The sequence below is a fragment of the Paenibacillus hamazuiensis genome (genome assembly GCF_023276405.1).
In the GTDB taxonomy this organism is placed as follows: Bacteria; Bacillota; Bacilli; order Paenibacillales; family NBRC-103111; genus Paenibacillus_AF; species Paenibacillus_AF hamazuiensis.
On the sequence record NZ_JALRMO010000001.1, the window covers coordinates 6,317,042 to 6,331,502 of the forward strand.

General features: G+C 51.0%; 8 protein-coding genes. 2 read left to right on the forward strand and 6 right to left on the reverse strand.

Annotated elements, in window-relative coordinates; translation table 11 throughout:
* Positions 1-32: 32 nt before the first annotated feature.
* The 3 genes from MYS68_RS27450 to MYS68_RS27460 all read right to left on the reverse strand — a co-directional run bounded on the left by MYS68_RS27450 (position 33) and on the right by MYS68_RS27460 (position 10,787).
* Positions 33-6,479: a cadherin-like beta sandwich domain-containing protein gene (locus MYS68_RS27450; RefSeq protein ID WP_248928881.1), complete on the reverse strand. Its 6,447-nt coding sequence runs from the start codon at positions 6,477-6,479 to the stop codon at positions 33-35.
* 166 nt (positions 6,480-6,645) lie between these two features.
* Positions 6,646-7,773, reverse strand: a complete 1,128-nt coding sequence (locus MYS68_RS27455; protein WP_248928882.1) for a response regulator — start codon at positions 7,771-7,773, stop codon at positions 6,646-6,648.
* Complete coding sequence (locus MYS68_RS27460) at positions 7,770-10,787, reverse strand: hybrid sensor histidine kinase/response regulator (protein ID WP_248928883.1); 3,018 nt, start codon at positions 10,785-10,787, stop codon at positions 7,770-7,772. Before MYS68_RS27460 ends, MYS68_RS27455 begins: the two co-directional genes overlap by 4 nt.
* Before the next feature lie 382 nt (positions 10,788-11,169).
* Here MYS68_RS27460 and MYS68_RS27465 point away from each other — a divergent pair, with 382 nt between their 5' ends.
* The gene (locus tag MYS68_RS27465) at positions 11,170-11,433 is read left to right on the forward strand and encodes an RNA polymerase sigma factor (RefSeq protein ID WP_248928884.1); all 264 of its coding nucleotides are present in this window, start codon (positions 11,170-11,172) and stop codon (positions 11,431-11,433) included.
* A complete protein-coding gene (locus MYS68_RS27470) occupies positions 11,411-11,722 on the forward strand; it encodes a DUF4367 domain-containing protein (RefSeq protein WP_248928885.1) in 312 nt (103 codons plus the stop codon). The genes MYS68_RS27465 and MYS68_RS27470 overlap by 23 nt, the downstream gene beginning before the upstream one ends.
* Positions 11,723-12,046: 324 nt before the next feature.
* On the opposite strand, the gene MYS68_RS27475 is transcribed toward MYS68_RS27470, so the two are convergent.
* The 3 genes from MYS68_RS27475 to MYS68_RS27485 are packed head-to-tail and all read right to left on the reverse strand — an operon-like array spanning position 12,047 to position 14,400.
* Complete coding sequence (locus tag MYS68_RS27475) at positions 12,047-12,442, reverse strand: cupin domain-containing protein (RefSeq protein WP_248931033.1); 396 nt, start codon at positions 12,440-12,442, stop codon at positions 12,047-12,049.
* Positions 12,443-12,485: 43 nt separating this feature from the next.
* Positions 12,486-13,241 (reverse strand): carboxymuconolactone decarboxylase family protein, encoded by a 756-nt coding sequence (locus MYS68_RS27480; RefSeq protein ID WP_248928886.1) that lies wholly within the window; start codon positions 13,239-13,241, stop codon positions 12,486-12,488.
* Positions 13,228-14,400, reverse strand: coding sequence for an MFS transporter (locus MYS68_RS27485; protein ID WP_248928887.1), 1,173 nt, complete (start codon positions 14,398-14,400; stop codon positions 13,228-13,230). Before MYS68_RS27485 ends, MYS68_RS27480 begins: the two co-directional genes overlap by 14 nt.
* Between the last annotated feature and the right edge of the window lie 61 nt (positions 14,401-14,461).

Consider the following 14,461-nt stretch of genomic DNA (forward strand, 5'->3'; position numbering starts at 1 on the left):
GTCCGCCGCGAATCCGCGGCGGACAGGAGCAGCTAATTAATAAAATGCATGTATTGCAGCATTCTCTTCAACAGTGATGCGCTTTGTGCGCGTGTAGCATTCTCTTTGGCGGCAAACGTCGTATTGGTCATGCCTTGCACAATGTTGGCTGCGAGCATTTGAGCCGCTGCGTCTTTGGCCCAATCTGCAATTCCAGACTTGTCAGCGAACCGATCCAGCGCTTTCGCGTCCGTTTTTACCTCTATCCCTCCAACTTTGAGCGCCCGCGCGATCATCGCAACCATTTCCTCGCGAGTTATGCTCGCATTGGGTTTGAAGTCTCCTTCTTCATAGCCGCTGATCAATCCTGCCTTCTGCGCTGCACCTACAGCTCCGGCGTACCAATCGCCTTCGTTCACGTCCGTTAACGGATGCACGGGGTTTTCTTCAAGAAGTCCGAGCGAACGTACGAGAAGTGCCGCAAATTCGGCGCGTGTAATGTTGTTGTCAGGCGCAAATGTGTTATCCGCTGCCCCTTCTACAACCAGCTTGTTCGCCAGCATTTCCACATCCGCTTTGGCCCAATGCCCTTCCAGGTCGGCGAAGGCTTTATCCGATTGAATCACGGTATAAATACTATTATGCGAAGAATGAATGGTAACTGTGTTGTCGGAAAAAGAGGACGGAATAAAATGCAGCTTGTTGCTCGCATCGATCCACACTGCCGTTGCCTTTTGAAAATCCGCCGCAGATTTCAGGATCAAGGTGCGGTCCACGTATTTTCCGTTAAAATCGGTTACATCTTTGCCGGAAAAACTTACCTTGAAATCAACCGGGTTGCCCAGTAACGGCTTCACCCCAAGCTTCGCAGCGGCTGCATTCACATCGTCATTTGTTTTGCCCGATACTTTCGAAATGATGACGGTGACTACCGTATCTTTCGGTACGTTCTTTAACGCACTGACAGGAAGACTATAACTCGCGCCATCCACCTTGATTTGAACGATGACGCCCGGCTTTTTGCTTGCCGCATCCAATAGAGCCGATGCGGGAAGCTCCACCTTGACCACCGGATCGGTATTGTTGACTTCAATGGCAATCACCGAATTTTGCCCGGAAACCAGGATTTTGGCCAATTTGTCTGCATCTATCGTTACTTTCGTAACGGCCTGACCGTCATCGGTCATTTCTTTTGTTACCGGCGCATCCGTAAGCACACCATCAATCGATACGGCATTCGTATTGATGGGGGTCGATTGATTTGACGACGGCGATGATGGACTGCGTGACGAACTTGCTCTAGTCACGTTTATCGTATAGGTTTTTCCAGCACCGTTCTGCGCCGTCACTGCAATCGTGATCGCATTGTTTCCTGCATTCAGGTAGATCGCACCGCTCGGCTCGCCGCTTGCAACGGTATTTCCATTTACCGTTATCGTCGCACCGCTATCTTGCGCACTTGCCGTTACGGTAAGGCTGGATACGGAATTCGGCACCATGGCCGTGTAAACGATTGTCCCCGGTACAAACGCCGGACTCAGTTCGCCACTCGACATCGTTAAGCCGCTCAAGTCTGCGTTGCTGCTCAATTCAGGGCCAGTGTTGCCTCCCTCTTCCGCTGCACGGGTCACTGTAACCTTGTACGTCTTCGTTGTACCGTTTTGTGCCGTCACTACGATAACGATTGGGTTACTCCCGACCTGCAGATGGACGGCATCACTCGGCACACCGCTTGCCACAGCATTCCCATTAACGGTCATCGTCGATTTACTATCGTACACGCTTGCCGTTACGGTAAGGCTGGATACGGAATTCGGCACCATGGCCGTGTAAACGATTGTCCCCGGTACAAACGCCGGACTCAGTTCGCCACTCGACATCGTTAAGCCGCTCAAGTCTGCGTTGCTGCTCAATTCAGGGCCAGTGTTGCCTCCCTCTTCCGCTGCACGGGTCACTGTAACCTTGTACGTCTTCGTTGTGCCGTTCTGCGCCGTCACTACGATAACGATTGGGTTACTCCCGACCTGCAGATGGACGGCACCACTCGGCTCACCGCTTGCCACAGCATTCCCATTAACGGTCATCGTCGCTTTGCTATCGTACACGCTTGCCGTTACGGTAAAGCTTGTTACGGAATTTGGCACCGCAGCCGTGTAGGCGGTTGTCCCCGGTACAAACGCCGGACTCAGTTCGCCGCTCGACAGCGCTAAGCCGCTTAAATCCGCGTTGCTGCTCAATTCAGGGCCAGTGTTGCCTCCCTCTTCCGCTGCACGGGTCACTGTAACCTTGTACGTCTTCGTTGTGCCGTTCTGCGCCGTCACTACAATCGTAATCGTATTGTTTCCTACATTAAGGTGGATCGCACCACTCGGCTCACCGCTTGCCACAGCATTCCCATTAACGGTCATCGTCGATTTACTATCGTACACAATTGCCGTTACGGTGAGACTTAATATGGAGTTTGGCACCGCAGCCGTGTAGGCGGTTGTCCCCGGTACAAACGCCGGACTCAGTTCACCACTCGACAGCGTTACGCCGTTCAAATCCGCGTTGCTGCTCAATTCAGGGCCAGTGTTGCCTCCCTCTTCCGCTGCACGGGTCACTGTAACCTTGTACGTCTTCGTTGTGCTGTTCTGCGCCGTCACTACAATCGTAATCGCATTGTTTCCTACATTAAGGTGGATCGCACCACTCGGCACACCGCTTGCCACAGCATTCCCATTAACGGTCATCGTCGCTTTGCTATCGTACACGCTTGCCGTTACGGTAAAGCTTGTTACGGAATTTGGCACCGTGGCCGTGTAGGCGGTTGTCCCCGGTACAAACGCCGGACTCAGTTCGCCGCTCGACAGCGTTAAGCCGTTCAAATCCGCGTTGCTGCTCAATTCAGGGCCAGTGTTGCCTCCCTCTTCCGCTGCACGGGTCACTGTAACCTTGTACGTCTTCGTTGTGCTGTTCTGCGCCGTCACTACAATCGTAATCGCATTGTTTCCTACATTAAGGTGGATCGCACCACTCGGCTCACCGCTTGCCACAGCATTCCCATTAACGGTCATCGTCGCTTTGCTATCGTACACGCTTGCCGTTACGGTAAAGCTTGTTACGGAATTTGGCACCGCAGCCGTGTAGGCGGTTGTCCCCGGTACAAACGCCGGACTCAGTTCGCCGCTCGACAGCGTTAAGCCGTTCAAATCCGCGTTGCTGCTCAATTCAGGGCCAGTGTTGCCTCCCTCTTCCGCTGCACGGGTCACTGTAACCTTGTACGTCTTCGTTGTGCTGTTCTGCGCCGTCACTACAATCGTAATCGTATTGTTTCCTACATTAAGGTGGATCGCACCACTCGGCTCACCGCTTGCCACAGCATTCCCATTAACGGTCATCGTCGCTTTGTTATCGTACACGCTTGCCGTTACGGTAATGCTTGTTACGGAGTTTGGCACCGCAGCCGTGTACGCGGTTGTCCCCGGTACAAACGCCGGACTCAGTTCACCGCTCGACAGCGTTAAGCTACTCAAATCCGCGTTGCTGCTCAATTCAGGGCCAGTGTTGCCTCCCTCTTCCGCTGCACGGGTCACTGTAACCGTGTACGTCTTCGTTGTGCCGTTCTGCGCCGTCACTACAATCGTAATCGTATTGTTTCCTACATTAAGGTGGATCGCGCCACTCGGCTCACCGCTTGCCACAACATTCCCATTAACGGTCATCGTCGATTTGCTATCGTACACGCTTGCCGTTACGGTAAAGCTTGTTACGGAATTTGGCACCGTGGCCGTGTAGGCGGTTGTCCCTGACGCATAACTCGGACTCAGTTCGCCGCTCGACAGCGTTAAGCCGTTCAAATCCGCGTTGCTGCTCAATTCAGGGCCAGTGTTGCCTCCCTCTTCCGCTGCACGGGTGACTGTAACCTTGTACGTCTTCGTTGTGCCGTTCTGCGCCGTCACTACAATCGTAATAGTATTGTTTCCTACATTAAGGTGGATCGCACCACTCGGCTCGCCGCTTGCCACAACATTCCCATTAACGGTCATCGTCGATTTGCTATCGTACACGCTTGCCGTTACGGTAATGCTTGTTACGGAGTTTGGCACCGCAGCCGTGTACGCGGTTGTCCCCGGTCCAAATGCCGGACTCAGTTCACCGCTCGACAGCGTTAAGCCGCTCAAATCCGCGTTGCCGCTCGCTTCTTCCCGGTTAACTATGATGGTGTAAACCTTCTTCGTCCCATCCTCTGCAGTCACTGTCACCGTAACGGTGTTCTCTCCAACGGACAAATACGCATCACCCTGTATCGCGACACTCGCATAGTTGTCCGATTTCGTATAGGTTATGTCGACCCAACTTAATTGGTTAGGGATGCTCACGTGATAAGGACCGATATTGTCATAAACGAATCCTGTGACGGTTATCCCGTTTACCTTAAGATCCGTCAAATCGGCACTCTTGATCGGCGGGTCGTTAACGGACGCGATGTTCAGCTTCACCGGTTTCTGAACCGTCACATAATAAGTATTCCAATAAAGGACGCAATTGCCCCACCTGTCGTACGAACAATAGCTTTCCGTTCTTTGCTCTAAGAATGACAAATCAAGCGTTATCGTGCCGTTAGCATTTGGATCGAAATAGCTGTAAGCGTTCTGTCCGCATTCCCTGTCCAACGACTGAAACGACCATTTGGGAGACCCGGCAACGTTGAAGGTGCTTAAGTTGCTTCCCATTACAGAATACGGGATGCAAAACTTTTGGCCTTCCTCCATTTGTTGATCGGACATCGTTTTAGAGGAATCATAGTATGCAAGACCGGAAGGAGACACCCGATTCGCATAGATCGTATACGTTTTGACATCGCCTCTGCCTGAGTTCACTTGCAGCCCAATGGTATTTCTCCCATTCGCAAGAGCTATCGTAGTACCAGTCGCAGGGGTACCATTGACCGTCATCGTGATTTGTGAAGCCGAATCCAAAGCTGTAGCGGTGATATCCAGTTGGGCGAACTGGCTGGACAAATCGAACGAATAGACCGGTACATCCGGATTAAAAGCGTGATCGAGAGGGACGGTCCGGTCATCTGCGGGATTAAGGGTCGGACTATTAATGACGATCCGCAATTCCTTCAGCACATTGATGTCTGTCCCGATAGTGTACACCGCGGCCCCGGAATATTCTTTTCCGTCAGATCCTCTCCAGGAAAAAGAATCAATACCGTTCCAGCCTACGGCCGGTTTATATGCAAGGTGAGAAAGTTCCGCCCTTGCGATTTCCTGCTGCAAGGTCACTGACGCGCCTTTAAGCAGCAGCTCTCCGTGCTCCGGCAGTCTCGTGATCCGAACTTGTTGAAGCGGATCGCCGTCCTCATCCGAATACAAGCTGACGAAATCGTCTTCCTGGAAATGCAACGTTTTTTCCTTAGAGATCCATTGGTCAGTGTCGTTTACAACCGGCGGAATATTGAGTGCATCATCGACCGTTACCGTAAACGAAGAGGAAGCTGACGATTCCCCATCGAAAGCCGTTACGGTAATAACCGAGCTGCCCTTTTGCCCCGGCGTCGGCTGGATGCGCAGATTCCATGCTTGCCCCAAGTCGCTGACGATGAGCCAATCTTTTGGGACTAGTGCGGTATTGCTGGAATCGACTGTGATTTGTATGTTTTCCCTGGCGGTGTCAATGTCCGTCACGGCAATGGGGAGATCCAGCGACGGTTCGTTCCCTTTCATTTTAACATCCTGCAATGTCCTGACGATTGGCGGGTCGTTAATGGGGGCGATTCCCAGCTTCATGGTTTTCTGAACCGTCACGTAATAAGTATTCCAATAACGGGTGCAATTGCCCCACCTGTCGTACGAACAATAGCTTTCCGTTCTTTGTTCCAGGAAAAACAAATCAAGCGTTATCATGCCGGTAGCATTTGGATCGAAGTAGCTGTAAGCATCCTGTCCGCATTCCCTGTCCAACCACTGAAACGACCATTTGGGAGACCCGGCAACGTTGAAGTTGGTTAAGTTGCTTCCGATCACCGAATACGGAATGCAAAACTTTTGACCCTCCTCCATTTGTTGATCGGACATGTCTTTGGAGGAATCGTAGTATGCAAGGCCGGAAGGTGACACCCGATTCACGTAGATCGTATACGTCCGGATCGCGCCTCTGCCTGAATTCACCTGAAATTGAAAGGTGTTTCTTCCGCCCTCAAGAGCTGCCGTAGTCCCGGTCATAGCGGAACCATTAGCCAGTATCATGATCTGCGATACCGGGTTCATGGCTGTGGCCTTAATATTCAGCCGGTCGAGACGGCTGGGCAGATCAAGCGTATATGATAAAACATCCGGGTCAAAAGCGGGATTGAGATTGCCGACCTGGTAATCCGCGGGATTCATGCTCTGGTTATAGGCGGTAAACTGCAATTCTTTCAATTTATCGCTATCATTCCCCGTAGTGTTACCCGTGGCCCCTTTCGCCTCATGAACAAACCCGAAAAAGGCGCACGCGAAAAGGAGCAGCATCGAGACGATGGCTCCTATATGTAACCTTGGCCTTCCTATCATTTTCATATCCAACTCCTTTTTGTGCAAAAATGGCAGCAGCGTGGTCATCTTGTAAAATCAGTCTACCGTAACGCTCTCACAAATTTCTCACAAGAAGTTGGCGATTCTTCATTTTTGTCAAAAATCACATCGACATTATCCGTGCAGCAAGCTCTCGAATTTCGTTCGAAGGCATCAGGCCAAGCTCCGTTTCCAGCTGTTTTACATAACTCTCGTAATGCACACGAAACAAATTCGTTTCCCCGTCCTCGGCATACAGGCGTAAAAGCCGCTCCGTCATTTCCTCGTCCAGATGGGCCACCGACAAGTAGGTGCGCATCGTTTCCTTCAACGCTGTCCGATCGCCGGCTGCGGCATAAAACTTCGCGATCATCCGGCAAAGCGACGCCATCTGATCGGATACTACGGACGCAAGCCCCAAACTCCATACGTAATCTTTGCCCCCGAACAAGTTGCCTGTGCAGGAACGAAGCAGTTTAACTCCCGCGGCTGCGTTTTGTTCATCGACCTCCGCTTTTTGGTCCATGAATCCCCGAAGCTGCTCCAAATCCGAAAAACCCGGTCCCGCTTGTAAAAGATAACCTTCATTGGAATGAATTAATTCCAAGTCCATCCTCGCATCCTTTAACGTCTTTTTGAGTCTGTACACCGTGTTATGCAAGTTGTGCAGCGCCCGGTCCTCTTCGAGGTCCGGCCAAAGGAGCTCAGTCAACCGCCATTTGCCGGCATGCCGGTTCGGGTAAGCCACCAGATACGCAAACAGTTCTTCCGTCTTCCGAGTCGGCCAATTCAGCAAGGCTCCGTCCTTCCCCCTCGTTTCGAATGTGCCGAGACATTGAACGAACGGCACCTCATCGGCTTGTGCCAGCGGTCGCCTTGCGGTATGCAGAGCCCTGTATTTCAATAGCTTGGCAACGACCCGCTTCAACGTATCCGGCGTTACCGGCTTCAACAAATAATCAAGCGCGTTGACGCGGAACGCTTCGACCGCATACCCCGGATAGGCCGTAGTAAATACGACCTGCACATCTTCGTTCAGCTCTTTTAGCTTTTCCGCCAGCTCGATCCCCCCCATGCGCGGCATCTCGACATCGAGAAAAACCGCGTCAGGCAGCAGGAACGGATACTGGCTCAAGGCGTCCATCGGGCTTGTGAACGCGCCGACGACTTCCAGCCCGGCATGCTGAGAAACAAGCCTCTTCATAAGTTCCAATATCGGCTTCTCGTCCTCCACGATCATGACACGTATCAACGCTTTTCCCCCTTGTCTCCGAATGCTTCGCTTGCCGCTTTAGAGCCGGCGGCCGCTGCCTCAACCTCCCGCTTCGGCAAATAAACCGTCACGCGGGTTCCTTTTTCCAAAGCGGAATCGATGGTCACGCTCGCTCCGGGCAAGGCAGCCAGCCGTTTACGGACGTTGGTCAGTCCGATTCCGGAGCCGGTCGGGCGTTCGCCGGCTCTGAGCAGATAAAGCAAATCATCCGCCATCCCTACACCGTCATCCGCTATATCGAATCGAAAATAGCCGTCACCCTCCGTGATCGATAAGCTCACGGTCCCGATTCCTTCTTTTTCAAATAATCCGTGCCGGATTGCATTTTCAACGAGCGGTTGAATCGTTAGGGAAGGAACGGTGACCGATTCGAGACCTGCATCCTGAAACAATTGAAAATTCAAGCGGTCTCCAAACCGCGCTTTCTCGATTTCCACATAAGCTTGAATAAGCTCAAGCTCGGCGCTTAGAGGCACATACAGCGACAGTAAATCCCGCTGGAACACCGTGCGCAAATAGCGGCTCAGCATGGACAGCAAATAGGCGGCTTTCTCACCGTCCGTGTAACAGAAGGAAATGATGCTGCTGATCGCGTTGTACAAAAAGTGAGGCTTGATCTGCGCTTGCAGAAATGCCAGTTCGCTGCGAATCGCCTGGTCCATCGATGTTTTCATCGATATGAGCGTCCTTACCCTCGCCGACAGCGTTTTCGGATCAAACGGCTTGGCTATAAAGTCGTTCCCGCCCGCCCGGAAACAAAGCTCAATATCGTACAAAGCATTTTTCACGGTGGAAAACAAAATGGGAAGATCGATGACGGAGCGCGTTTCCCTTATGGTCCGGCACAGATCTATGCCCGATATTTCCGGCATCATCACGTCTAGGATGACCAAATCGACGGAAGGATGGGCATTCAGCTTGAGAAGCGCTTCTTTGGCGGAAAAAGCCGTCAGCACGTTGTACTCGTCGCCCAGCAGCTTCAGCAATATCCGTATATTGGACGCCTCGTCATCGACAAGCAGAACGGTATTCGTACGTGACGGATCCACAATATCGAATTGCGTAAGTCCTGCCGGCAAAGCGGATCTGCGTATTTCAAGGGACCGAAAAAGGTGTAACGATTCGTCCGAGGGACTTTCCGCGAGCGGAAGGGTAAATGCCATCCTTGTGCCGTGCCCCGGCTCGGACCGTTCCACGCGAATCGTGCCGTTCATTTTTTCCATGAGCTGTCGGCTAATGTAAAGACCCAGTCCCATCCCTGTATAACCGTCGTTCGCTGCGACCCCATCCGACCGCTCGAAGTAACCGAAAATCGATTCGTGGCTTTCCTGCGGAATCCCGATGCCGGTATCCTCGACCCAAACGGTAACCCGGTCGTCCGCCGCCGCGGCGCTTATTTCGATCCGCCCGATTTTCGTATGTTTAATCGCATTATGAATCAAGTTGTACAATACTTGACGAACCCGATTCTCATCGGCCCATGCATACATTCCCGGCGCGATCCGGTTTTCCCAGCGCACATCCTTCCCGGCCAGCTCGAATTCGAGCACTTGAAACGTCGTCTCGGCGGCCACACGAAGATCTACAACCGACCGTTCCAGCTGCAAATCCCCATGTTTCAATCGGACGACATCCAGAAGATCGTTGACAAGAGCGGTAAGCTTGATCGATGTATCCTGAATAAGCGTAAGCTCGGAACGTTGGCTTCCGGTCAGCTCCCCCGCCTTTCCGTCCAGCAAATAAGAAGCCATATTTTGAATGCCATGCAGCGGCGTTTTCAATTCATGCGACGTATTTGCCAAAAATTCGTCCTTTAACTTGTCCCGAACGATCAGTTCCTCCGTCAACTGTTCCGTTCTTCTCGTGGCGTGTGCCAGACGTACAGCAATCAGCAGGTTCATGAACACGATGATACAGATGAACGCAACGCGGCGGCCCATATCCGAATCGACCCAGCTGATCCTGTAAAACCAACTGATAAACCGAATCGACACCATGGCGAGAATAACCCCGATCAGCAAAGCCGTCTCTTTGCGGTCGATTTGCCCGTCCTGTTTAAGGTACAGCCGGATTGCCCGGTAAAGGTAAAAAACGACAAGAAACGTCAGGTAATACCATGGGATATTTCCCAGCTTCGAGTAAACATCAAAGGGAAAGACCAGCACCGCCGCCAAATATACTCCGATCGGAAATACAAGCAGAAGCAGGCGGCTGCGCGTCAGCAGCTTGACATCCAGATAGTGCAGGAAACAACCGAGCACCGCAATGTTGGAAAATCCGCCGAAATAGGCAAGCTTCAGAACCCATTCGTTGGAAATGCCCGGAAGGAGCTGGAGGATAAGCTTGTTCCCGTCTCCCATGATCAGCATCAGTAAAGTCAGGAAATACAGCGAACTGAAGAGATAGGCCTTATCCTTCGGCCGCAGCGTGAAAATGCTGATATGGTAAGCTCCGAACAGCAATAGAATGAACAGGCCGGTAACCTCCACGGCAAACCAAATATGATCCGCCCGAAGGATGTCCGTCTGCAGCCCGAATTGAAGGTCCCTGAATCCCCCGGTATTCGGCGAATATAAATTGGCCACTTGCAGGATGACTTCCATTTCGCCGCTTTCCATACGGGTATAAGTGGAATACGGCGTGCTCCCGGATTTATAGCTTTGTACGTCCGGTGCCGGGTTCCCTGCATGCCCGAGCAAAATCCCGTTCACGAACAGACGGTGGGCCATTTGTACATCCGACACCCGGAAGCCGTAGTTCTCTTTGCTATTGCTTATCTTGACCACCAGCCGATAGGTCCCCAGCTTCGCTTGGCTGGCGCGATCCGTAACATCCCCTCCGAACCAGAAATTTGGAATATTGGCATAGGAGGCCGATAACCGGGCTGCTTTTCCGCTTTGAAAATCATCCGAAGTAAGAAGCTCGTCCGGATAGAACATCCATTCCCCGTCAAGATTGACGAAGCCGTCTTTCTCAAAATCCCACCGGCTCAAGTCAAGTACACCTTCCCGCGCATGCGGAGCGGCCTTGTTCGGTATCGTATATCCATAGATGGATATTAAAAGCAGACATGTTAATAACGGGATTAAAGCCAGTCCCATAGCTTGGTAAGCGAATTTCGCTTTGTTTTGCAAGATTAGGCTTCGCAACTCAATTTCCCCCGGCTTCTTCTCTTCGATGAAACGGCAACGGTTATTGCTTATATGAGGATTTTATCACAGCCGTCTCCCAAATATCTCACAAACCTATGTTTCTACCACTCTCGCTCTACAGCCTTTAGCTGTATTGCCAAAATCACTTTTCCCAACTACTCTGTTGATACTGTCACATTTTAGTACGGATGGATCGTAGTACAGGGTGAAAGGGGGAAGCGAGGTGGATGATTCCGAACTGCGTCAGATGATCGCTGACGTCTTGAAGGGGGATACCGAAAAATTCGAGTTTATCGTGGAGCACTTCCAAAAACCGATTTTTCGCTACTGCTATCACATGCTGGGCAGCGATGCCGAAGCCAAAGATAGCGGACAAGAAGTATTTTTGAAGGCATCTCGCCATCTGCACAAGTACAGTCGCGATCTGCCGGAAACAGGCGGAGGAATCAAACAAGGATTACGCGATGATGCCGGTGGAGCTTTCTGACGATTTATATCATATGAGAACCGTCTATAAACAAGGGGACAAGGAAGTGGCGGTTACGGTTCTCCAAACCAATGGACATACGTCCTATATGGATGAAAACATCGGCTTCGAACAGCAAAAGATGACGGTCAAAGGAACCGAAATCCTCTACACGGAATATGAAGGCGGAAGAAAAACTATCACATGGATCAAAAGCGCTTCAGACACCGAATATATGTATCAAATCGACGCTCCCGGTGAACTGAGCAAAGAGGATTTGGTGAAAATAGCCGAAGCTTACTTGAAGTAATTTAAATATGTCTTATAGTCCTCTCCTTTCTCCAGGCGGGGACTTGCCTTAAGTTAATTATCAAAACTACTACAGGAACCATAACAATGAAAAGTCCTGCCCTTAATAATCCGGGCACCTCTTCTTCCATCAGCAATTCCCCCACCTCCTACCCCCAATTTTTGTAAACCTTATGAATAATGACGTTAAATACTGCAACATGTTACTTCCTATTTTCATTATCCTGCCGGTTACTTCAGGACCAGGGCAGGTCGTCGCGGTGCCTGCTCCAATAACGAACGGCAGCCGTGATCGCCTGCCGTTTCTGCGCATTATTTTCATTTATTAGAGTTTATTATATTCATCATCGGTTACGGGTTCTAACCAGTCTGTTTGCCCCGGTGTAAGTGCTAAATGTACAAACCAGCTATCCTTCGTAGCCCCGTGCCAATGTTTTACGTTCGGTGGAATATTCACCACATCGCCTGTTTGGAGCAATTGAGCCGGCTTTCCTTCTTCTTGATACCACCCCTCGCCGCCAGTGACTAACAACACTTGCCCGGCGTGATGAGAGTGCCAATTATTGCGGGCACCAGGAGCAAACGTTACATTTCCGATAGCTGTATTGAGTGGTGTCGGATCGGTGAACACCATTTGTAAGTAAGCGTCACCTTTAAAGTATTGTTTTACTTTTTGCCCCAACGGAAAAATTACGCTATTGCTTAAGTGTTCGTTCTTCATTTTTAATCCCTGCTTTCTTTTTTTATTCATTCATCACCCTGTCTTATTTTTCAGGAATGATTTCATTAATACAGCTCAAAGCGTTTAATGTTCTCGGAAAACCCACATAGGGAAGGCACTGAGTGATGGCGGTGATCATGGTTTCCTTGTCATTGCCCACATTCAGGCTGCCCCGCACATGCGCCTTGACTTGATTTTCACAACCGCCCAGGCAACTTACGATGCAGAGGGTAAGCAGCTCCCGCGTTTTCAAATCAAGACCTCCACGGGTGTAGAAGTCGCCAAAACAAAAGGCGGAAAGATAGTCCTGTATATGCTTTTGGTCTACCGGGGCACTTTCGCGCATTTTCGCAATGATATCCCCGAAAATCTCCACCTGTACTGCAAGCCCCTTGTCAAGCCGATTATCTTCTTCCACCTGCTTTTGGCTTTCGAGCGGCAATGCAATATTTCTCGCTTTGAACACCTCGTTTATCTCTCCGATGGCATTGAGGGTTTTCGGGAATCCAAGATACGGGGCACACTGGTAAATGGCTTCTTTGATTTCCACCGGTGTGAGTCCAACGTTTAGCGCGGCGTGAGTATGTGCCTTGAGCTGGGGCAACGTTTGGTTCGTTGCAAGCACCACCAGAGTGATAAGCTCACGCTGCTTATTATCCAGTTTACCTTGAGAAAAAACTTCGCCAAAAATGAAGCGGCTCAAGATGTCCTGAAAATCGGGATCGGTAGCATATGCTGCCGGCACTCCATTACCAAATAGCTGTTTATACGTTTCTTGGCTCTTTTCAATTCGATTCATAACTTAACCTCCTGCTTGTTTTGCGGCTGAATGAGACCACCGCAAGAATGACGGCAATTGCGACTGCTATAGCAGCAATCCAACCGACCGCTCCTATCGATAAGCTTCCTGCTGCAATACCTCCAATTCCGCCGGCTGCAGCGATGCTAAGCTGTAGGATGGAGCCGTACAGGCTCAGCATAATTCCGGAGGCTTCCGGAGCTAACGCCACCAGGTTAAACTGCAAACCCGGACCGGACGACCATGCAGAGAAAGCCCACAGCATAAGGAGCGGAATGGTGATGAACGTTGATTTGGCGATAGTGGACAGCAAGACAAGAGCTATGACATGAACAACCATGCCGGTCATTAGTGACTTGGGAATACCGATACGGTCCGTTATGAATCCGCCGAACTTAGAACCGATTAAGGTAGCAATACCGAATGCAAAAAGAGCAAAGCTCACTTCCCGTTCGCCCATGGATGTAACTTTTAGCAGGAAAGGGGCAATATATGCATAGAGCATGGCATATCCCAACTGCCAGAAAAACGTGACACCGAACCCATTTAAGATTTCCGGATTCCTCAAAAGGGCCAGCTGCTTACCGAGAGGAATAGGCGCATCGCCTTCTGTGCGCGGAATCGTTCGAGCCACAGCGAAGATCGCAAGCAAACTGAGAATACCGATACCCACGAAGATGGCCTTCCAGCCGTATGTGGCAGCCACGACGCGGCCAATGGGAACTCCGGCAATGAGGGACGCACTGAACCCAAGTATCACGGTGCCAATCGCCCCGGCTTGCTTGCCCGGCGCCGCCAGTTTCGCCGCAACGGTCTTCGCGCCGATAACAAAGACGCCGCCCCCTATGGCAAGTACAATACGGGATACGATGAGAAATCCGAAGCCCGGTAAGGTAACCGTCAAAATGCTGCCGAACACCACTATGGCGAGAGAAAGCATTAACAAGTGACATCGATCCATCTTCGTAGTCGCCATCACGAAAATCGGCGAACCGATCGCGTTAGCGATTGCGAATACGGTGATCAGTTGTCCTGCCGCCGACACCGAAATATGTGCCCAGGCGGCGATTTGGTCCAGAATACCGGCAATGACATACTCCGATGTACTCACAAAGAAACTAATAAACGCCAGCATGTAGATTTTCCAAGTATTATTCATTTTAATCCCCCTTATAAGCAAGGTAACCATACGAATTTGTTCAAGTGAAGAGGCACACCTG

Coding starts and splice junctions, on each gene's coding strand:
- MYS68_RS27450 (WP_248928881.1), bottom strand. CDS start 6,479: ATGCTGCTCCTTTTCGCGTGCGCCTTTTTCGGGTTTGTTCATGAGGCG.
- MYS68_RS27470 (WP_248928885.1), top strand. CDS start 11,411: ATGATGCCGGTGGAGCTTTCTGACGATTTATATCATATGAGAACCGTC.
- MYS68_RS27480 (WP_248928886.1), bottom strand. CDS start 13,241: ATGAATCGAATTGAAAAGAGCCAAGAAACGTATAAACAGCTATTTGGT.
- MYS68_RS27475 (WP_248931033.1), bottom strand. CDS start 12,442: ATGAAGAACGAACACTTAAGCAATAGCGTAATTTTTCCGTTGGGGCAA.
- MYS68_RS27485 (WP_248928887.1), bottom strand. CDS start 14,400: ATGAATAATACTTGGAAAATCTACATGCTGGCGTTTATTAGTTTCTTT.